Origin of the sequence: Pseudomonas parafulva (assembly GCF_000800255.1) — a bacterium.
GTDB lineage: Bacteria > Pseudomonadota > Gammaproteobacteria > Pseudomonadales > Pseudomonadaceae > Aquipseudomonas > Aquipseudomonas boreofloridensis.
This window is the reverse complement of the sequence record NZ_CP009747.1, coordinates 1,446,662-1,467,295: the sequence shown is the minus strand read 5'-3', so window position 1 is coordinate 1,467,295 and position 20,634 is coordinate 1,446,662. Positions and strand designations below refer to the sequence as shown.

The 20,634-nt window shown below is 63.8% G+C and carries 13 protein-coding genes; 10 read left to right on the top strand and 3 right to left on the bottom strand.

Annotated elements, in window-relative coordinates:
* The 3 genes from NJ69_RS06450 to yghU all read left to right on the top strand — a co-directional run bounded on the left by NJ69_RS06450 (position 1) and on the right by yghU (position 2,998).
* Positions 1-810 carry an ABC transporter permease gene (locus tag NJ69_RS06450; protein WP_029614066.1) on the top strand — a complete coding sequence of 270 codons (810 nt, stop codon included), beginning with the start codon at positions 1-3 and terminating at the stop codon, positions 808-810.
* An 18-nt stretch (positions 811-828) separates the two neighbouring features.
* Positions 829-1,977, top strand: a complete 1,149-nt coding sequence (locus NJ69_RS06445; RefSeq protein WP_039577258.1) for an ABC transporter ATP-binding protein — start codon at positions 829-831, stop codon at positions 1,975-1,977.
* Positions 1,978-2,158: 181 nt separating this feature from the next.
* Positions 2,159-2,998: a glutathione-dependent disulfide-bond oxidoreductase gene (gene yghU / locus NJ69_RS06440; protein WP_039577256.1), complete on the top strand. Its 840-nt coding sequence runs from the start codon at positions 2,159-2,161 to the stop codon at positions 2,996-2,998.
* 42 nt (positions 2,999-3,040) lie between these two features.
* On the opposite strand, the gene zwf is transcribed toward yghU, so the two are convergent.
* Together zwf and gnd are read right to left on the bottom strand one after the other, a co-directional pair.
* Positions 3,041-4,534, bottom strand: a complete 1,494-nt coding sequence (gene zwf, locus NJ69_RS06435; protein ID WP_029614068.1) for a glucose-6-phosphate dehydrogenase — start codon at positions 4,532-4,534, stop codon at positions 3,041-3,043.
* Positions 4,531-5,562, bottom strand: a complete 1,032-nt coding sequence (gene gnd, locus NJ69_RS06430) for a phosphogluconate dehydrogenase (NAD(+)-dependent, decarboxylating) (protein WP_275898092.1) — start codon at positions 5,560-5,562, stop codon at positions 4,531-4,533. Before gnd ends, zwf begins: the two co-directional genes overlap by 4 nt.
* A 156-nt stretch (positions 5,563-5,718) precedes the next feature.
* Between gnd and NJ69_RS22740 the strand changes: the two genes are divergently transcribed.
* The 7 genes from NJ69_RS22740 to glgX all read left to right on the top strand — a co-directional run bounded on the left by NJ69_RS22740 (position 5,719) and on the right by glgX (position 17,088).
* A complete protein-coding gene (locus NJ69_RS22740; protein ID WP_162889512.1) occupies positions 5,719-5,886 on the top strand; it encodes a DUF6026 family protein in 168 nt (55 codons plus the stop codon).
* A 528-nt stretch (positions 5,887-6,414) separates the two neighbouring features.
* Complete coding sequence (glgA, locus tag NJ69_RS06425) at positions 6,415-7,974, top strand: glycogen synthase GlgA (protein WP_039577250.1); 1,560 nt, start codon at positions 6,415-6,417, stop codon at positions 7,972-7,974.
* A 15-nt stretch (positions 7,975-7,989) separates the two neighbouring features.
* Positions 7,990-9,732 carry a malto-oligosyltrehalose trehalohydrolase gene (treZ, locus tag NJ69_RS06420; RefSeq protein ID WP_039577249.1) on the top strand — a complete coding sequence of 581 codons (1,743 nt, stop codon included), beginning with the start codon at positions 7,990-7,992 and terminating at the stop codon, positions 9,730-9,732.
* On the top strand, positions 9,729-11,798 hold the full coding sequence (gene malQ, locus NJ69_RS06415; RefSeq protein ID WP_039577246.1) for a 4-alpha-glucanotransferase: 2,070 nt from the start codon (positions 9,729-9,731) through the stop codon (positions 11,796-11,798). The genes treZ and malQ overlap by 4 nt, the downstream gene beginning before the upstream one ends.
* Positions 11,795-14,569, top strand: coding sequence for a malto-oligosyltrehalose synthase (locus NJ69_RS06410; protein WP_039577243.1), 2,775 nt, complete (start codon positions 11,795-11,797; stop codon positions 14,567-14,569). Before malQ ends, NJ69_RS06410 begins: the two co-directional genes overlap by 4 nt.
* Positions 14,570-14,586: 17 nt before the next feature.
* Positions 14,587-14,847, top strand: coding sequence for a DUF2934 domain-containing protein (locus tag NJ69_RS06405; protein WP_029614074.1), 261 nt, complete (start codon positions 14,587-14,589; stop codon positions 14,845-14,847).
* A gap of 87 nt (positions 14,848-14,934) precedes the next feature.
* Positions 14,935-17,088, top strand: coding sequence for a glycogen debranching protein GlgX (gene glgX / locus NJ69_RS06400; protein WP_039577241.1), 2,154 nt, complete (start codon positions 14,935-14,937; stop codon positions 17,086-17,088).
* A 145-nt stretch (positions 17,089-17,233) separates the two neighbouring features.
* On the opposite strand, the gene NJ69_RS06395 is transcribed toward glgX, so the two are convergent.
* Positions 17,234-20,560 (bottom strand): hypothetical protein, encoded by a 3,327-nt coding sequence (locus NJ69_RS06395; RefSeq protein WP_155290518.1) that lies wholly within the window; start codon positions 20,558-20,560, stop codon positions 17,234-17,236.
* Positions 20,561-20,634 lie beyond the last annotated feature (74 nt).

Genomic DNA, 20,634 nt, shown 5'->3' with positions numbered 1-20,634 from the left:
ATGCTCCTGTCCCCCAACGCCATGGGTCGTCCGCTGCGCACGGGCCTGTACCTGACCACCGGGATCATCGCCGCCTTCCTGCTGCTGCCGGTGGTGTTCATCGTGCTGCTGTCGTTCGGCTCCTCGCAGTGGCTGGTGTTCCCGCCGCCCGGCTGGACCGTCAAGTGGTACACCCAGTTCTTCTCCAACCCCGAGTGGATGGACGCCGCCCTGGCCAGCCTCAAGGTCGCCGTGCTCACCACCATCGCCGCCGTGGCCCTGGGCCTGCCCACCGCCTTCGCCTTGGTGCGTGGGCGTTTCCCCGGGCGCGAAATGCTCTACGGTCTGTTCACCCTGCCCATGATCGTGCCTTTGGTGATCATCGCCGTGGCGGTCTACGCGCTGTTTCTCAAGCTCGGCTACACCGGCACGCTGTTCGCCTTCGTGGTCAGCCATGTGATCGTCGCCCTGCCCTTCACCATCATCTCGATCATCAACTCGCTGAAGCTGTTCGATCAGTCGATCGAGGATGCAGCGGTGATCTGTGGCGCCTCGCGACTGCAGGCGGTGTTCAAGGTGACCTTCCCGGCGATCCGCCCCGGCATGATCGCCGGCGGACTGTTCGCCTTCCTGGTGTCCTGGGATGAAGTGGTGCTCAGCGTGATGATGGCCAGCCCTGACCTGCAGACCCTGCCGGTGAAGATGTGGACCACCCTGCGCCAGGACCTGAGTCCGGTGATCGCCGTGGCTTCGACCTTGCTGATCGGCCTGTCGATCCTGGTCATGGTCATCGCCAGCGCCCTGCGCCGTCGCAACGAAATCAACGCCTGAGTGCCGGAGACAACAACCATGAGTGCAGTCATCCAAGACACCGCGCAGGCCAAGACCCTGGTCAGCCTGCGCAACCTGAACAAGCACTACGGCGACTTCGCCGCGGTCGACGACATCAGCCTGGACATCCAGGACGGCGAGTTCCTCACCTTCCTCGGCTCCAGCGGCTCGGGCAAGTCCACCACGCTGTCGATGCTGGCCGGTTTCGAGACGCCCAGCAGCGGGCAGATCCTGGTCGACGGCCAGTCGCTGGTCAACGTGCCGCCGCACAAGCGCGACATCGGCATGGTGTTCCAGCGCTACTCGCTGTTCCCGCACCTGAGCGTGCGCGACAACATCGCGTTCCCGCTGACCATCCGCAAGCTGGCCAGCGCCGAGATCGCCAAGCGCGTGGACGCCATGCTCAAGCTGGTGCAATTGGAATCGTTCGCCCATCGGCGCCCGGCGCAACTGTCCGGCGGCCAGCAACAGCGCGTGGCCATTGCTCGGGCGCTGGTGTACGAGCCGCGCATTCTGCTGATGGACGAACCGCTCGGCGCGCTGGACAAGAAACTGCGCGAAGACCTGCAGGACGAGTTGCGCCAGTTGCACCGGCGCCTGGGCATCACCATCGTCTACGTGACCCACGACCAGGAGGAGGCGATGCGCCTGTCCCAGCGCATCGCCATCTTCAGCCACGGCAAGATCGTCGGCCTGGGCAGCGGCTATGACCTCTACCAGAATCCGCCCAATGCGTTCGTTGCGTCGTTCCTGGGCAACTCCAACTTCCTGCGGGTCAGCGCCACCGGTCATGGTGCGGCGACCTTCGAAGGCCAACCCTTGGCGATCCGCCTGACCGCCGGGCTCGCCGCCGGTCAGCCGGCGCTGGTGATGGTGAGGCCGGAGAAGGCGTTGGCACTGAGCAGCGAGCAGGCGAGCCGCGAGCCACTGCCAGCAGGCTGGAACGAGGTCGAGGCCAAGGTCGGCGAACTGCTGTTCCTCGGCGAGAGCCAGACCTGCCATGTGCACACCGACGGTGGTACCGCGATGACGGTCAAGGCGCTGTCGGCGGCCGGCATGCCGATGCGCCCCGGTGACCGGGTGAAGGTGCGCTGGGCGGTGGCCGATGCGTGCGTCTACACCCAATGGGCCGAGAGCGACCTGAGCAAAGCGGCCGGCGCACACTGAGCCGCACGGGGCCTGAAGCTGAAAGACGGCGCGCGCGGGTAAGCACCGTCCTTCAGATTACCGCTGCACTGCTACGGCAAGACTTCCCAGCACCGCTCATCCTGCCCTAGTCTTGTGCACCGAACCCTGATCGCATCCGGCGATCGCACAGGGATCGAAGACACTCAGGAGATGAGATCGGATGAGCAAAAGCCCCTACGTTCCCCCGAAGGTGTGGAAGAACGATGCCGCCTCAGGTGGCCAGTTCGCCAGCACCAACCGCCCGATCGCCGGCCCCACCCATGAACGCGAATTGCCCGTGGGCGAGCAGCCGCTGCAACTGTATTCGTTGGCCACGCCCAATGGCGTGAAGGTCACCATCATGCTCGAAGAGCTGCTGGCCCTGGGGCATGCCGGCGCCGAGTACGACGCCTGGCTGATCCGCATCGGCGAGGGCGATCAGTTCTCCAGCGGCTTCGTGCAGGTCAACCCGAACTCGAAGATCCCCGCCCTGCTCGACCGCAGCGTCGAGCCGCCCGTGCGGGTGTTCGAATCCGGCTCGATCCTGCTGCACCTGGCGGAAAAATTCGGCGCCTTGCTGCCTGCCAACCCGGCAGCGCGCACCGAAACCTTGAACTGGCTGTTCTGGCAGATGGGCTCGGCACCTTACCTGGGCGGCGGTTTCGGGCATTTCTACGTGTATGCACCGGAGAAGATCGAATACGCCATCAACCGCTTCAGCATGGAAGCCAAGCGTCAGTTGGACGTCCTGGAACGCCGCCTGGCCGAAAGCCCGTTCCTGGGCGGGGAACACTACAGCATCGCCGACATCGCGGTGTGGCCGTGGTACGGGCAATTGGTGCGTGGCAACTTGTATGGCGCCGCCGAATTCCTCTCGGTGCAGGACTACCCCAACGTGCAGCGCTGGGCCAACAGCATCGCCGCACGCCCGGCGGTGCAGCGTGGCACCCGGGTCAATCGCACCTGGGGCGAGCAAGACAGCCAGGTACCGGAGCGCCATTCGGCGGCGGACCTGGACTGAGTCACCCGCCAGGGCCGCACCGGCGGCCCTGGCTCAGTCACTTCACCCCAGGCGGTGCCATTCGCGCTTGTCGCGGGTGAGCAATTCGTCACCCGCCTCGGGGCCATCTTCGCCCGCCGCATACTCGTGCACCTCACCGCCTTTGGCCCAGGCGTCGAGGAAGGGCTGCACTGCACGCCAACCGTTCTCGATGTTGTCGGCGCGCTGGAACAGCGTCTGGTCACCGGTCAGGCAGTCGTAGATCAGGGTTTCGTAGCCGGTGGCCGGGGTCATCTTGAAGAAGTCCTTGTAGGCGAAACCCAGCTCGACGTTCTCCATCACCAGCTCCGGGCCGGGGCGCTTGGCCTGCAAGTCGAACCACATGCCCTCGTTCGGCTGGATCTGGATCTTCAGGTAGTTGGGCTTGGGCCGCTCCAGCGCCGACTCGCGGAACTGCGCATAAGGGGCCGGCTTGAAGCAGATGGCGATCTCGGTGTCGCGCACGCTCATGCGCTTGCCGGTGCGCAGGTAGAACGGCACGCCGGCCCAGCGCCAGTTGTCGATCATCACCTTCAGCGCCACGTAGGTCTCGGTACGGCTGTCTTTATCGACGTTGCTTTCCTGGCGGTAACCGGCCAGGCGCTTGCCAGCGCCGTACTGCCCGCGCACCGAGTTCTTCAGGGCCAGCTTCGGCGTCCAGGGTCGGATCGCGCCGATCACCTTGGCTTTTTCACCGCGAACCGCATCGGCGCCAAACGCCGCGGGCGGCTCCATCGCCACCATCGCCAGCAACTGGAACAGGTGGTTGGGCACCATGTCGCGCAACGCGCCGGTGCTGTCGTAGAACGCCCCGCGCGTCTCGACGCCAACGGTTTCGGCGGCCGTGATCTGCACATGATCGATGTAGTGGTTGTTCCAGAACGATTCGAACAGCCCGTTGGAGAAGCGGCTGACCAGAATGTTCTGCACCGTTTCCTTGCCCAGGTAATGGTCGATGCGGTAGATCTGCCGCTCGCTCATCACCTTCAGCAGGCACGCGTTGAGCGCCTCGGCGCTGGCCAGGTCGGTGCCGAAGGGTTTTTCCACCACCACCCGGCGGAAACCACCGCCGGACTCGTCGAGCAGCCCCGCTTCGCCCAGGCGCTGCGCCACTTCCGGGAAGAAGCGCGGCGAGGTGGCGAGGTAGAAAATCGCATTGCCGTGGCGGGTCTTGTCGATGCGCTTGCCCAAGGCCTGGTAGGTGGCCGGGTCGAGGAAATCACCGGTCTGGTAGTCGAGGCGCTTGGCCAGGCGCGCCCAGAGGTCGGGATCGAGGCTGGGCGGTGCGCCCTCGCCCCCTTTGTCGCGGCCAGCCATGAAGGCATGCAGGCGTTCGGCGAATTGTTCGGCGCTGGCTTCGTTGTGGTCGACGCCGACGATGCGCAGGTTGCGGTCCAACAGGCCATCACGACTGAGGTTGTACAGCGCCGGCATCAACAGGCGCTTGACCAGGTCGCCATTGGCGCCGAAGAGGAACAGCGTGCAGGGCGGTGCAGCGGGCGTGGTTCGTTTGCTCATGGGCGTTTGTTCTCGACGTGGCCACCGAAGCCCAGGCGCATGGCAGACAGCACCTTGTCACCGAAGGTGCCTTGCTGCTGGCGTGAGCGGAAGCGCGCGAACAGCGCGCTGGACAGCACCGGAACCGGCACCGCCTGCTCCACGGCGGCGTCCACCGTCCAGCGACCTTCGCCGCTGTCGGATACCGAGCCGCTGAACTGGGCCAGTTGCGGGTCGGCCACCAAGGCGTCGGCGGTCAGGTCCAGCAGCCACGAGGTGACCACGCTGCCGCGCCGCCACACCTCGGCGATCTCGGCCACGTTCAGGTCGAAGCGCTGGTCTTCCGGCAGCTCGTTGCCACCTTTGCTGCGCAGCAGGTCGAAGCCTTCGGCGTAGGCCTGCATCAGGCCGTACTCGATGCCGTTGTGCACCATCTTCACGTAGTGCCCGGCGCCGGGTGGACCGGCATGGATGTAACCGTGTTCGGCACGCACCGGCTCGCCGCTGCGCCCGTGGGTGCGGGGAATGTCGCCGACGCCTGGGGCCAGGGCAGCGAACAGCGGCTCCAGGCGCTCGAACACCTCACGCTCGCCGCCGATCATCATGCAGTAGCCGCGCTCAAGGCCCCAGACGCCGCCGGAGGTGCCCACGTCCAGGTAATGCAGGCCGCGCGTGGCCAGTTCGGCGGCGCGGCGCATGTCATCTTTGTAGAACGTATTGCCACCGTCGATGATCGCATCGCCCGGCTCGAGCAGGTCGGCCAACTGCGCGATGGTCTGCTCGGTCGGCTCCCCGGCCGGCAGCATCACCCAGACGGCACGCGGCGCCTGCAGCGCCTGGACCATGGCGGCGAGGTCGTCAACGCCTTGCGCGCCGTCGCCGGCCAAAGCCGTGACCGCGTCGCGGTTGCGATCGTGCACCACCGTCTGGTGGCCGGCGCGCATCAGGCGCCTTGCAATGTTGCCGCCCATGCGGCCCAGCCCGACGATTCCCAGTTGCATGTGCCGATGCTCCCTCTTTGCGAATGAATGACAACGCGGTTCGGTGATTCAGGTTAGTCCAGCGCGCCGCCCCAGGGTTCACCGACGAACGGCATGACCACGATAAACAAAAAAGTTCCCATCGCCTGGCAAAGAATTCAAAATGCGCGCCGCACGAAGCGTCTACGCTTACTACCGTCACCAGCCAAACTGCGAGGTGTACTCATGGGTACCGTCATGCCTGCCACCGCCACCCAGACCCTCTACGTCACCGTACGCCGCGACGAACTGCGTCAGCTTCGCGACGAGCGTGATCAATTGCGCGCGCAGGTGGCCCAGCTCAACCTGATGCTCGAAGAAGCTCGCCTGAACGGCAAACTGCCCCAGTTCTGACCCTCACGCACTGTTTCGGGGCCTGATAAGGCCCCATCGCTCGACTTTACGCCCTTCTCCCGCGCCTCGCTCTGCTCCCTTTCCGGGCACCTCCAACGGCGCGTGCTCTGCCGCCAACGTTTGCGCAGATCAACGGTCATGGAAAATGTGACCGGTGGGTCACCGCCGCTACCTTTCGTCACCTACACTCAGGCTCGGCCCGTGTTTTGCTGTGTCAGACGGTGAGTGCCACCTTTCGGCCCTCCCTCGACAACCAGTGAAGGCAGCGACTGCAAAATAAGTAGAACTTTCCAAAACATGGGTAGGTCAGCAACTAAGTAGGCCGCGCAAGAGGATCACCTCACGCGCCAGCCCGCCCACCCCAATCAGTCCAAACGCCCGCTCGACCGGACTTTCGAGCGCGCGGTGTTGCTGTGCACGACTCAGGGGCAAGGATCGCATCACGAACACCTGTAACAAAAGGCGAAAACCAATACGAGATAACGCGATGGGTGACGCACCCACCAGCGCAAGGGATGGAGAGAAGTAATGATCAGTGCCGCTGTCGAGCCTCATGTAGAACTGTTCAACCCCGATAATAGCGGGCCCCTGCCACCAGGGTTCGTCACGACAGGCAAGGCACCCGGTATCCAGCGCGGTCAGAACCCGCTCAAGCGCAAGGTGTTGTTCGTCACCTCGGAATTCGCCGATTTGGTCAAGACCGGCGGGCTGGGTGATGTATCCGCTGCCCTGCCCCGCGCCATGGCCCACCTGCACGACGTACGCGTGCTGATTCCCGGCTATCCGCAAGTGGTCGACAGTGACAACCCCATCCATATCGTCGGCGAATTGGCTGGCCATGCCGCGTTGCCACCGTGCAAGATCGGCCGCATGGACCTGCCCGATGGCCTGGTCATCTATGTGCTGATCTGCCCCGAGCTGTACGAGCGTGAAGGCACTCCCTACGGCGCCAACAACGGTCGCGACTGGCCAGACAACCATATCCGCTTCGCCCGTCTGGGCCTGGCGGCCGCCGATATCGCCGCAGGCGAAGGCATGATGCACTGGCGCCCGGACCTGGTGCACGCCCACGACTGGCCAGCAGGCCTGGCGCCGGCGTACATGCACTGGCGCGGCCTGAATACCGCGACCTTGTTCACCATTCACAACCTGGCCTATCAGGGGGTGTTCAGCCGCGCCTGCAGCCCCGAGCTGGCCATCCCCGACCATGCCATGCAGCAGGAAGGCATGGAGTTCTACGGCAAGCTGTCGTTCCTCAAGGCGGGCCTGGCCTACTCCAGTCACATCACCACCGTGAGCGCCACCTACGCCCAGGAAATCACCACCCCCGAGTTCGGCTGCGGCCTGGACGGTTTCCTGGCCAGCAAGGCCCAGCAAGGCTTGCTCGGTGGGATCCCCAACGGCATCGACGAAAGCTGGGATTCGGCCACCGATACTCACCTGGAGCACAATTTCAGCCTCAACGACTGGGAGGGCAAGGCACGCAACGCCGATCAGGTGCGTGAACTGTTCGGCCTCGAACCGTCCGAAGGTCCGCTGTTCGCTGTGGTATCGCGCCTGGTCTACCAGAAAGGTCTGGACCTGACCTTGGGTGTGGCCGAAGACATCGTCCGTCAGGGCGGCCAGATCGCGATCATCGGTCGCGGCGAGCCAGAGGAAGAGCAGGCCATGCGCGAGCTGGCCCTGCGCCACCCGGGCCGCATCGGCGTGCGCATCGGCTTCAACGAAACCGACGCCCGCCGCATGTTCGCCGGCAGCGATTTCCTGCTCATGCCGTCGCGCTACGAGCCATGCGGACTCAGCCAAATGTACGCCCAGCGCTTCGGCTCGCTGCCGGTGGCGCGCAACACCGGTGGCTTGGCTGACACCATCGAAGATGGCGTCACGGGCTTCCTGTTCAACGAGTCGACCGTGGACAGCTACCGCGAAGCGCTGAGCCGGGCATTTTACGTGCATGCCCATAAGGACCTGCTCAACGCCATGCGCTGCCTGTCCATGACTCAACCCTTCAATTGGTGCCAGGCGGTGGAACCCTATGCCCGCCTGTACGAGGAACTGGTCTGCCAGGCACACGCCGGCGCCTACTGACAACGAGGTGTGAAGATGCACAGGCATGGCGCACATTCAATGGACGCCACGTCGGCGCGCTTCGCCCTCTGGGCGCCGGACGCGCGCAACGTGAGCGTGGAAATCCAAGGGCAGCCAGCGGTCACGCTGCTGCCCGAGCACGATGGCTGGTTCGCCGGCATCGCCCCTTGCACACCGGGTGACCGATACTTCTTCAAGATCGACGATGAGCTGAAAGTGGCCGATCCGGCCTCTCGCTATCAGCCTGAAGGCGTGCACGGCCCGAGTGAAATCGTCGAATTGTCTCACTACTCCTGGGAGCACCCCTGGCAAGGCCGGCCTTGGCACGAGGCAGTGATTCAGGAACTGCATGTGGGCGTGCTGGGGGGGTACCAAGGCGTGGCCCAGCAACTGCCGCGCCTGGCCGAACTGGGTATCACCGCCATTGAGTTAATGCCCGTCAACCAATTTCCCGGCGAGCGCAACTGGGGTTACGACGGCGCCCTGCCCTTCGCCCCGCAGCATACCTATGGTTCGCCCGCCGATCTCTGCCACTTGGTCGACCAGGCCCACAGCCACGGTCTGATGGTCATGCTTGACGTGGTCTACAACCACTTCGGCCCCGATGGCAATTTCCTGCCCCAGTACGCCAGCACCTTCTTCCGTGAGGATCGTCAGACCCCCTGGGGCGCGGCCATTGATTTCCGCCGCCCCGAAGTGCGCGAATTCTTCATCCAGAACGCGCTGATGTGGCTGTGCGACTACCGCATCGATGGCCTGCGCCTGGATGCGGTGCACGCGATCAATCAACCGGATTTCCTCGTCGAACTGGCCGCGCGCGTGCGCGAAGCGGTCGAACCAGGCCGACAGGTCTGGCTGGTGCTGGAGAACGAACATAATCAGGCAGCGCTCCTGGAACAGGGCTTCGACGCCCAGTGGAACGACGATGGCCACAATGCCTTGCATGTGCTGCTCACCGACGAAACCGAAGGTTACTACGAGGACTACAAGGACCAGCCCATTGCCAAGCTCGCGCGCTGCCTGGGCGAAGGCTTCGTGTTTCAGGGCCAGCCCAACCGCAAGGGCGAACCGCGAGGCGAGCCCAGCGGCCATTTGCCACCCAGCGCCTTCGTGCTGTTCCTGCAAAACCACGACCAGATCGGCAACAGGGCGCTGGGCGAGCGCTTGACGCGGCTGTGCCCGCCTCAGGCACTGCGCGCCGCGACAGGGCTGTTGCTGTTGTCGCCGATGATCCCGCTGCTGTTCATGGGCGACGAGGAAGGCAGTTGCCGACCCTTCCTGTTCTTCACCGACTTCCACGACGAACTGGCCGATGCCGTTCGCGAAGGCCGTCGCGCCGAATTCGAACACTTCGCCGCGTTCGCCGACCCGGAAAAACGCGAGCATATTCCCGACCCCAATGCGTTGGACACCTTCACCGCCTCGCATCCCGCCGGCAAGCAGGTGCTCGCCGGCTGGCATGGTCTGTATCACCAACTGCTGCATATCCGCCAGCGCACGCTGATGCCGCGCCTGGTCGGCAGTCGCGCCCTGGGCGCTGAGGTCATCGGCGAAAAGGCCCTCACAGCGCGCTGGCGCCTGGGCGATGGCAGTGAGCTGCGAATCGATCTGAACCTTGGGCCAGCGGCGCAGCCCATAACCTTACCGGGCGCCGACTCGCGCCTGTTCGACAGCAGCGACAACGCCCACCCGGACTCCACCCTGGCCGCCTATAGCTGTGTGGTCAGTCTGCTTTCCCCTCGCCAGGAGACGCCATGAGCGATACGCCGCTGCACCGCCTCGCCGCCCGCGCAGGCCTGGCCCGTGACTGGACCGATGCCAACGATCGCCCGCAACGCGTTACCGATGAAGCCCTGCGCGGTGTCCTGCAGGGCCTGGGATTGCCTGCCGAAGACGACGCCGCCATCGAGCGCAGCCTGGCTGCGCTGGATGAGGCACATGACAGCGACCATCTCCCGCCCCTGCTGACGGTGGACCTGGAAAAACCCTTGGCGCTCGAACGCTGGTTCACGGCCGACAGCGCGGTGCGCTGTTCGCTCGAAGACGGCACCTCGCGCACGCTCACGCTCGACGCCCAGGCGCAGTTGCCCGGCGAGCTGCCGATCGGCTATCACCGTCTCGACATTGACGGGCGCACCTTTACCGTGGCCGTCGCCCCTGCGCGCTGCTATAGCCTCACGGACGTGGTCGAGCAACAGCCACCCCGCTGCTGGGGATTGTCGGCGCAACTCTACAGCTTGCGTCGCCCGGGCGATGGCGGCTTCGGCGACTGCCTGGCGCTGGAGCAATTTGCCCGCAGTGCTGCCGAGCGCGGCGCCGATGCCTTGGCGATCAGCCCGATTCACGCCTTGTCGCTGTTCGACCAACAACATTTCAGCCCCTATTCCCCCTCCAGCCGCCTGCTGCTCAACTACCTCTACGCCAGCCCTTCGGTGGTGCTGGGCGAACGAGAGGTGCGCATGGCCGCTGAGATGGCTGGACTCACCGAAAGCCTGGAAGACCTGGAACAGCAAGCGTTGGTCGACTGGCCGCGTGCCGCCGACGTGCGGCACAAGCTGCTCAGGACGCTCTACGAAGAGTTCAGCAAGGGTGACCATCCCCTGCGTTCGGACTTCGACAGTTTCCGAGAGGCTGCAGGCGATGCCCTGGAGCAGCATTGCCGTTTCGAAGTGCTGCAGGCCGAAGCCGTGGAGCAGGGTCTGGGCGCCGATTGGCGTGAATGGCCCGATGCCTGGAGTCAACCCGACGCCGCCGAAGTCGAGGCGATGGCCGCCGCGTATCCTGCGCAAGTGGAGTTCCAAGCGTTCTGCCAATGGTTGACCGAGCGCAGCCTGCAACGCGCCCAACAAGCGGCCAACGGCAGTGGCATGCGCGTGGGCCTGATCGCCGATCTGGCGGTCGGCGCCGACGGTGGCGGCAGCCAGGCCTGGAGCCGTCAGGACGAACTGCTCGCCGAGCTCACCGTCGGCGCACCGCCGGACATTCTCAATCGCTCCGGGCAGGACTGGGGCATAAGCGGCTTCTCGCCCGAAGGCCTCAAGCGCAACGGCTTTCGCGCCTTCATCGAAATGCTGCGCGCCAACATGGCCCATGCCGGCGGCCTGCGCATCGATCATGTCATGGGCTTGCGCAGGCTGTGGCTGATCCCCAGAGGCGCCACACCCAAGCAAGGCGCCTACGTCGAGTACCCGTTCGACGACATGCTGCGGCTGCTGGCGCTCGAATCGGTGCGCAACCAGACCATCATCCTCGGCGAAGACTTGGGCACCGTGCCTGAAGGCCTGCGCGAGCGCCTGGCCGACAAGGCCGTGCTGGGCATGCGCGTACTGCCCTTCGAGCAGAGCTCCACAGGCCATTTCAAGCCGCTGTTGGACTGGCCCGATTCAGCCCTGGCCACCACCGGCACCCACGATCTGTCACCGCTGGCCGGCTGGCTCAAGGCCCGTGACATCGACTGGAATCACCGCCTGGAACTGATCGACGCCGCCACCGAGTCGCATTGGCGGCAGGATCGCGAACAGGAAATTCATGGCCTGCGCCGTACCTTGGAATCCAACTACGGTCACTTGAAGGATAACGACGCCTTGATCGACGCTGCCATCCGCTATGTCGGCCACACCCGCGCCCCGCTGGTGCTGGTTCCGCTCGAAGACCTGCTGGGCTTGGAAGAGCAGCCCAACCTGCCCGGCACCACCGATGGGCACCCTAACTGGCGACGGCGCTTCGAGCGTCCGGTAACCGAATTGCTGGATGACGAACACGCCGCCCGCCGCCTGGAATTGCTGGCCCAAGCGCGGGTCCAGGCCGGGGAGCGCGACCGATGAACGCCTTGACTGCGACCCAACGCCTGCAATTTCACAGCGACTTCACCCTCGACGATGCCGTGCCCTTGGTGCCCTACTTCGCCCGATTGGGCATCAGCCACCTGTACGCCTCGCCCATTCTCAAAGCCCGCGCCGGTTCCCGGCACGGTTACGATGTGGTCGACCCGACCCTGGTCAATCCGGAACTGGGCGGCGAGGCCGCACTGCTGCGCCTGGTGGCTGCCCTGCGCGAGCACGGCATGGGGCTGATCCTCGACACCGTGTCCAACCACATGGCGGTCGGCGGCGCCGACAATCCTTGGTGGCAAGACTTGCTGGCCTGGGGGCGGCGCAGTCCCTACGCCGAGTTCTTCGATATCCAGTGGCATTCAAGCGATCCGCTGCTAGTGGGCCAGTTGCTGCTGCCGTTCCTGGGCAGCGACTACGGCGTCGCCCTGCAAAACGGCGAGCTGCCTCTGACCTTCGACGCCGAACGCGGCGTGCTGGAAGTCGAGCATCACGAGCACCGCTTCCCGATCTGCCCACTGGATTACGGACGCGTCCTCGGCCACAGCGACGACGCAGCGCTGCAAGCGCTGGGCAAGCGTTTCGACGCCCTGAACGACTCCACCCAACCGCTGGCCGAGGCAGCGCCTTTGCAAGCCGAGCTGGCCCAGTGCGTCAACCAAGGCGCCAGTCTCGACCGGGCGCTAAAAGCCTTCGACAGTCACACCGAAGACGGTTTCCAGCGCCTGCACTTGCTGCTCGAACGCCAGAGCTATCGCCTGGCCAGCTGGCGCACCGCTGCCGATGACATCAACTGGCGGCGCTTCTTTGACATCAATGAACTGGGCGGCCTGCGCGTGGAGCGCTCGGCGGTGTTCGAAGCCACCCATGCCAAGCTCTTCGAGCTGATCGAACGCGGCTTGGTGGACGGCTTGCGCATCGACCACATCGACGGCCTGGCCGATCCGCGCCGTTATTGCCGCAACTTGCGCCGTCGAGTGGATACCCTGCTGGCCAAGCGCCCTACCGAAGCGACGCTGCAGCACTTCCCGATCTATGTGGAGAAGATCCTCGGCACGGGCGAACACCTGCACCTGGATTGGCTCACCGATGGCACCACCGGCTATGAGTTCATGAACCAGGTGTCGCTGGTACAGCACGATCCGGCGGGCGAAGCGCCCTTGACCGAGCTCTGGCGCAGCGTGGCCGAGCGCCCCGAGTTCGACGAAGAAGTGCGCACTGCCCGGCGCCTGGTACTCAACGCCAGCCTGGCCGGCGACTGCGAGTCGGTGGCCCAGGCCTTGTTGCACGTGGCGCGCGACGACCTGATGACCCGTGACCTGACCCTGGGCGCGATCCGCCGGGGCGTGCAGGCGCTGGTCGAGCATTACCCGGTCTATCGTACCTACATCAGCGCGTGCGGCCGTCCCGAGCAGGACGAACCCTTCTTCCAGCAGGCCATGGAAGGCGCCCGGCAATCGCTCAGCGAGGCCGATTGGCCGCTGCTGGAGCAGTTGCAACGCTGGCTCGGCGGCCAATCCTGGCGCGAACTGCCCGTTGGCCGTGCGCGCAAGCGCCTGCGTCACGCCTGCGTGCGCTTCCAGCAACTCACCGCCCCCAGCGCGGCCAAGGCCGTGGAGGACACCGCGTTCTACCGCAGCGCACGACTGCTCTCGCGCAACGATGTAGGCTTCGAGGCCGAGCGCTTCAGCGCGTCGCCGGCCGAGTTCCATAACGAGGCGCAGCGCCGCCTGCGCGACTTTCCCGACAATCTGCTGGCCACCGCGACCCACGATCACAAACGCGGCGAAGACTGCCGCGCGCGCCTGGCCGTGCTCAGCGAGCGCGGGCCATGGTTGGCCAGCCGCGTCGAACATTGGCGCGAACTGGCCCATTCGCTGCTGGACGGGCAGGACGACGGTGCGGCGCCGAGCCCTGCCGATGAAATGCTGCTGTTCCAGACGCTACTGGCCAGTTGGCCGCTGACGCTGGACCGCGACGACCGTGCAGGCTTGCAGGCGTTCGCCGAACGGGTCGGCCAGTGGCAGCAGAAAGCGCTGCGCGAAGCCAAGCTGCGCAGCAGTTGGGCCGCGCCGAACGAGGCATATGAGCAGGCCTGTTCACGCTATCTCGAAGGCTTGCTGATCAGCGAAGACCATCAACACCTTCGCCATTCGCTGGCCGACGCCGCCGAGCGTATCGCCTGCCCCGGCGCGCTCAACGGCCTGGTGCAGAGCCTGTTGCGCATGACCACCCCGGGCGTGCCCGATCTCTACCAAGGCAACGAATACTGGGACCTGAGCCTGGTCGATCCGGACAACCGCCGGCCGGTGGATTACGCGGCTCGACATGCCAGCCTGGAGCACGAAGCACCGCTGCACGATCTGCTGACGCACTGGCGTGACGGACGTCTGAAACAATCGGTGATCGCCCGTGTACTGAACCTACGCCGCGCCCATCCCGCCCTGTTCCAGCGGGGCGCCTACCTGCCGCTCAATGCCCAGGGCCGCCACGCCGACAAGGTGTTGGCCTTCGCCCGACTCGGCGAAGGAGAACGGGCAATTATCGTCGTGCCGCGTCTGGCCAGCGATCTGCTCGGTGCGGCCAGTATTCCGTTGATTCCGGCGAAGAACTGGGACGACACCCGCGTCATCCTGCCGTTTGCCGTTTCACCTGCCACTTGCAGTGGACTTTTCCCAAACACCGTTGTCAGCCCTAGTAGGGAGCTGATGCTCAGCGAAGTGCTGTCGGAATGTCCGCTCAACCTGTTGATTGAACAAGCATGAAGATCAGGAGCGTCTAAATGAGTGTCGATGAAAAGCGTGTTCGCGAACTGGCCCACCAGATCTGGGAATCGGAGGGTAAACCCCACGGTCGCGATGAAGAGCATTGGAAAAAAGCGGTGAAGTTGGCTGAGGCGGAAGCAAAAGCGCCGGCGCCCAAGTCCAAGAAGGCACCCGCCAAGCCCAAGGCTCCGTCCGAGCCGAAGGCCGCGGCATTGCCGGGCGCCAAGCCTGCCCCACCGAAAAAGCCGCGCGCACCGAAGAAACCCGCAGCGCAGTAACGCAGTCGCGACACCGCGTCGTTGCCGGCCTTCCTACGGCAACGGCGCTCAACCCTATTCCATTCGTTTGGCTAGACGAGAGCTGCCATGACCGCACGCACCCCAAAGAAAACCCGTTCCGTCGCGCCAACCCGCATTCGTGAAGGCCTGCCCTTCCCGCTGGGTGCCACCTGGGATGGACTGGGCGTCAACTTCGCCCTGTTCTCGGCCAACGCCACCAAGGTCGAGCTGTGCATCTTCGACGCCAGCGGCGAGAACGAACTCGAGCGCATCGAACTGCCGGAATACACCGACGAGATTTACCATGGCTACCTGCCCGATGCTCACCCAGGACTGGTCTACGGCTACCGCGTGTACGGCCCCTATGAGCCGCAGAACGGCCACCGCTTCAACCACAACAAGCTGCTCATCGACCCCTATGCCAAGCAACTGGTGGGTGAGCTGAAATGGTCCGAGGCATTGTTCGGCTACACCCTCGGCCACCCCGACGACGATCTTTCGTTCGACGAGCGCGACAGCGCGCCCTTCGTGCCCAAGTGCAAGGTCGTGGATCCGGCATTCACCTGGGGCCGCGACCAGCGCGTGCAGATTCCTTGGGAACAGACTGTGTTCTACGAGGCTCACGCGCGCGGTATCAGCATGCGTCACCCGGCGGTGCCGGAAAACCTGCGCGGCACCTTCGCGGGCCTGGCCAACGACGAGCTGCTCAAGCACATCAAGGACCTGGGCGTTTCGAGCATCGAGTTGCTGCCGATCCACGCCTTCGTCAACGACCAGCACCTGCTGGACAAAGGCCTGAACAACTACTGGGGTTACAACAGCCTGGCGTTCTTCGCGCCACACCCCAAGTACCTGGCCAGTGGCAAGATCGCCGAATTCAAGGAGATGGTCGCGCACATTCACGAGAAGGGCCTGGAGGTGATTCTCGATGTGGTCTACAACCACACCGCCGAAGGCAACGAGCGTGGTCCGACCCTGTCCATGCGCGGCATCGACAACGCCTCGTATTATCGCTTGATGCCTGACGACAAGCGCTACTACATCAACGATTCGGGCACCGGCAACACTCTGGACCTGAGCCACCCCTGCGTGCTGCAGTTGGTCACCGACTCGCTGCGCTACTGGGCCGGCGAGATGCATGTGGACGGCTTCCGCTTCGACCTGGCGACCATTCTGGGCCGTTACCACGACGGTTACAGCGAGCGCCACAGCTTCCTCGTCACCTGCCGCCAGGACCCGTTGTTGCGCAGCGTCAAGCTGATCGCCGAACCCTGGGACTGTGGGCCAGGCGGCTACCAGGTGGGCAACTTCGCCCCCGGCTGGGCCGAATGGAACGACCGCTTCCGCGACACCGCCCGCGCCTTCTGGAAAGGCCACGAAGGCCAGCTGGCCGACTTCGCTGCGCGCCTGACCGGTTCGGGCGACCTGTTCGACAATCGTGGTCGGCGCCCCTATGCGTCGGTCAACTTCATCACCGCCCACGACGGTTTCACGTTGCGCGACCTGGTGTCGTACAACGACAAGCACAACGAGGACAACGAGGAAAACAACCAGGACGGTACCAGCAACAACATCTCCTGGAACTGCGGCGTCGAAGGCCCGACCGAGGATGCCGACATCAAGGCGCTGCGCATGCGTCAGATGCGTAACTTCTTCGCCACCTTGCTGCTGTCCCAGGGCACGCCAATGATCGTAGCGGGCGATGAGTTCAGCCGCACTCAGCACGGCAACAACAACGCCTACTGCCAGGACAGCGAAATCGGCTGGATCAACTGGGACCTGGACGAGGAAGGCCAGGCCCTGCTGGCCTTCGTCAAGCGCCTGACCAAGCTGCGCCAGACGTATCCGGTGCTGCGCCGTTCCAACTTCCTGGTGGGCGATTACAACGAAGCGATCGGTGTAAAGGACGTCACCTGGCTAGCCCCCGACGGCAACGAGATGGGCGTGGAGCAATGGGAGGATCCCCATGGCCGATGCCTGGGTATGCTGATCGACGGTCGCGCGCAGGTCAGCGGTATCGCCCGTCCTGGCGACCAGGCCACCGTGCTGCTGATTGTCAATGCCCACCATGACGTAGTGCCCTTCAAGCTGCCCAGCGTGCCGCAAGGTGAGCACTGGAGCTGCCTGATCGATACTGACCAGCCGGAGCAGCGCAAGGCCAAGCGCTTGGAGTTCGACAGTACCTTCGATGTCACCGGACGTTCGGTGGTGTTGATGGTGTTGCAGCGCGAGCAGGAGTGACGGGGTCCGGGTAACGACTGAGGGTGTAATGTAGGCATGGATCCACAGAAGGTGGCATATCTGTGGATCCATGCACATTGCTCATTCGAACTCACGTGGCCATCCCGGTTCTGGCCTTCGTGCTGATAACTCTTTTACACAGCCCCTATAACACGTCGCAAGGGATGTGAAGCGGGTCCGATTGCACGTCAGATTTGAAAGCAAGTACGAAAGTACCCATCTTGGTAATGGACTGAACCGCCCACAGAGCCCGAGTAAACTCTAACTTTATCGGCACCCGGTAAGTTGGGTACATATCAACGTATTGTTCCTCTAGGGTAATTTTCATAAAGTCGACACTGACGTTTATCAATTCTGGCCATCCCAAGTCGTTTTTGGGATGCAGTGTAAAGTCAGGTTTAGAAGTGATCACCTTGAGTGCCATCTCATCGTCATAGCGAGAGTCGAATCCCTCCGAAGTGACATAGAATTCGTCTTCGAAGCGATCAGCGAGCAGCAGGCATCGGATCCTGTAGGGTTGATCGAACCCCTCTGCATGGATGGTCAATTCGAAGCTACCACTGGAATAGGCGTTGCCCATCAACGTCCACTTGAGGTCCGATGCTTCCAACGTACGCTTGTCACCGAATTCGGGCTGCGCATCCATCAGCGTGGCGGGCAGGGTATGGGCTGTGAAAGTTAACCAGCATGGCGTCTTGAAGACATTCAAGGGGCTCTCGGCTTTGGGGCGAGCGAACAGCACTTGTCCTTGTCCACTATGCGGCCGCTTGACAACCATGAACTCGTTGACACCCATGCTCCGACTCGAGACATTGATTTCATCTTTCAAATGAGTGGAAAGCAAAAACGCTTGGTCGATTTCCAGCGTCTTGGAAAATACGCGATCGGAGACGACCACCCTGACCCCGAAGTCACCGCTGACCTGGCCTCCTTCTAGCACCCATTCCAAGCCCTGTGCTCCGAGCACAAGATCGTGACCAAAATTGGGAGTCGCTGTCACATCGAGCATGCCCAGGCTGCGGCCCACGAATTCCAGGTAGACGCTCAAGCCGAGTCCACCTAACGGACTCTCGGCCTTGGGTTGCAACGTCAACTTGGCTGGCTGTTCACGACGAAAGATCGCAGGATTCGGTACGGCCGCACCTTGTAGTTTCAACTCCGCTTCATCGCCCAGATCTGCCGACAGCAGCACAGCCTTCGACACGCTCAAAGGCTGCTCGAACCCCTCCACCTTCAGCGCCAGAGCAAAATCGCCACTGACCTGCTGTCCTTTGAGCGACCATGACAACCCATCGGGGCCGAGCTTGCGCTTACTGAGGTAAGCCGGTGTGGAAGGTATCTGAGCCTGGCCCAGGCTGCCTGCCTCGAACACCAGCCAGGCCTCTGGCTGCAGGCGGCCTAGCGGACTGCCTGCTTTAAGCGCCAGGCTGAGCGTGCGCGGCGCCCCGCGCTGGAACAGTGTGAGAGCAGGCACCGCCGCACCATCAATCTGTAGTTGTGCCTCATCGCTGAGTTGGCTCGACAGCACCATGGCATTGTCGAGGCTCAACGGCTTGGCGAAGCCCTCGACATGGACCGCCAAGGCGAAGTCGCCACTGCTCTGGCCTGGAGTCAAGGTCCAGCCCAGCCCGGCGGCAGGCACCTCACGCTTGGCCTCGTAGTCGGGCTGGGCAGGCACTTGACGCGATTCCAGCGTCCCCTTGATGAAACTCAAGTGACCCATTCGGCCAAGCGCTGGCAGAGGGCTGCCTGGCTTGATCTGCAGACGCAAGGTACGCGCAATCCCTCGACGCCAAAGCGCAGTCGGACCGATAGCTTCTGCATCGAGCGACAGCTCGACTTCATCGCCCAGTTCGGCAGACAGTTGCGCCCCTTTGAAAGAAAACGGTGCCGGCAGATCGTCCGTCGCGGTCTCCAGTACGAATGTCCCGGAGTCCGTGCCCCCCTTGAGCGTCCAACTGATGCCCTGCGCTGTCATCGTCTGCGCGGCAGTCGGCGTGAACGTAATCCCTCGCTCAGGCTTGCCGTTGGGCCAGCGCAAGAGGATCGGTTTGCCGACGAAGAAGCTGTCCGCTTTTTTCGGTTTCAGGGTCAAACTGGCCTCGGTCTGGCGTGTCAACAACAGGGCGATTTTTTCGAAGTCGGTAACAGGTTTGCCCTCGAACAGCACCTCCAGCTCGGCCCCCCATGGCGACACGGCGAACACCGGCAGCTTCTGGACTTGCTCACTGACCTGCTTCAGTTCGTCTTCGTAGACCGCTTTGAACACCGCGTGATTGTCAACGCCTTCGTCGCCGGGCTTGGGCCGATACTCGATGCTCGACAGCCCTTCGCCATCAGTGGGCTGGGTGGCGAACAGCGTGTCGTTCAACAGCCACTTGACCGGCCTGCCGACGGCCGGGCGCTCAGGGACGAACACGTTGTGGAGCATCACGCTCAATTGGGTGCTATTGCCATACTCGACCACAGGGACAACGCCATCCCACTCGATCCCCCCAAGGTCACATCGGAAATCGCCGAGCTGCGCCTCGAGCTCGAATCGCGGCGCTTGCCAGTAGCTGCCCAGGCCGAGGCCGATCTCACCGGCTTGAGTCGCGGTAGCGCCCGCCTGCAATTGCCATTGGGCACCGTCACCCTCGTCCAGCGGTTGGTAACGATCGTCCTGATCGCCCGCGTTCTGGTTCAAGGGCGGCCTGGCGCTCAGCCCGAAGGCACTGGGCGGGTGCTGATTGTCGTCCATCCAGATCAGACTCACAGGCTGACCCGACCAGGCGTCTCCGGCCGCCGACTTGACCTGCAAGACATGCTCAGCGCCATGGCACAGCAGGAACGGCTGGCGCGTCTGTTCGATCTGATTTTTCCCACCTGGATCAAGGACCAGCTTGACCGTGCTGGCCGAGGACAGCTCAGGCAAGCGTAGCTGCGAGATCACTTGGCGCAGGTACAACCTGGATGTGATCTTACCGTCCAGCCGAGTATCGAACGCGACGCGCACCGCCGTCGTATCGCCCGGCAGATCGACGAGCAACGGCGCCATGCGATGCCAGGTCGGCACAGCGCCAGGTGCCAGAGGCTCATCCTCAAGCGTGCCCTGGCCCTGCAAACGCTCGACGAACACCTGCGCCCCTTCCTTGCCGTCTTCGAGCAGGTGGACCGTCACCAGGCACTCCTTGAAATTGTTCAGGGCGTACTCGCAACCCAGCCAGTACTGCGGCCGCGCGCCGTCAGCCTGCGGCGCGACGGGCAGATCGATGTCCTGCCAGACCCGCTCGTTGCGCTGGATACCCAGGTAGGTCGAACCGTCTCCACCGTCGCTGAAATCGATCAACTGACCCAAGCTGCGCCAGGGCCCGTCGGCAGAGAAATCCGCTTGCTGCAGAAACGGCGCTTTGAGCACCGAATGGCCCTGGGTGTCCTGATCAGCATCGCCGGACGCATGGAGCGTGGCGCCAGCTTGAGTGCGTGGGCTCATGTCATTCTCCAGATAGATATCGCCCCTGAGGGTCGTCAGTTCATCGAGGATTTCGCCTGACCGGGCACGACAGT

What these genes read in the sequence shown, in the direction of transcription:
- zwf (WP_029614068.1), bottom strand. Translation starts at nt 4,534, where the DNA reads ATGAGCAAACGAACCACGCCCGCTGCACCGCCCTGCACGCTGTTCCTC.
- yghU (WP_039577256.1), top strand. Translation starts at nt 2,159, where the DNA reads ATGAGCAAAAGCCCCTACGTTCCCCCGAAGGTGTGGAAGAACGATGCC.
- glgX (WP_039577241.1), top strand. Translation starts at nt 14,935, where the DNA reads ATGACCGCACGCACCCCAAAGAAAACCCGTTCCGTCGCGCCAACCCGC.
- glgA (WP_039577250.1), top strand. Translation starts at nt 6,415, where the DNA reads ATGATCAGTGCCGCTGTCGAGCCTCATGTAGAACTGTTCAACCCCGAT.
- malQ (WP_039577246.1), top strand. Translation starts at nt 9,729, where the DNA reads ATGAGCGATACGCCGCTGCACCGCCTCGCCGCCCGCGCAGGCCTGGCC.
- treZ (WP_039577249.1), top strand. Translation starts at nt 7,990, where the DNA reads ATGCACAGGCATGGCGCACATTCAATGGACGCCACGTCGGCGCGCTTC.
- NJ69_RS06410 (WP_039577243.1), top strand. Translation starts at nt 11,795, where the DNA reads ATGAACGCCTTGACTGCGACCCAACGCCTGCAATTTCACAGCGACTTC.
- NJ69_RS06395 (WP_155290518.1), bottom strand. Translation starts at nt 20,560, where the DNA reads ATGAGCCCACGCACTCAAGCTGGCGCCACGCTCCATGCGTCCGGCGAT.
- NJ69_RS22740 (WP_162889512.1), top strand. Translation starts at nt 5,719, where the DNA reads ATGGGTACCGTCATGCCTGCCACCGCCACCCAGACCCTCTACGTCACC.
- NJ69_RS06450 (WP_029614066.1), top strand. Translation starts at nt 1, where the DNA reads ATGCTCCTGTCCCCCAACGCCATGGGTCGTCCGCTGCGCACGGGCCTG.
- NJ69_RS06405 (WP_029614074.1), top strand. Translation starts at nt 14,587, where the DNA reads ATGAGTGTCGATGAAAAGCGTGTTCGCGAACTGGCCCACCAGATCTGG.
- NJ69_RS06445 (WP_039577258.1), top strand. Translation starts at nt 829, where the DNA reads ATGAGTGCAGTCATCCAAGACACCGCGCAGGCCAAGACCCTGGTCAGC.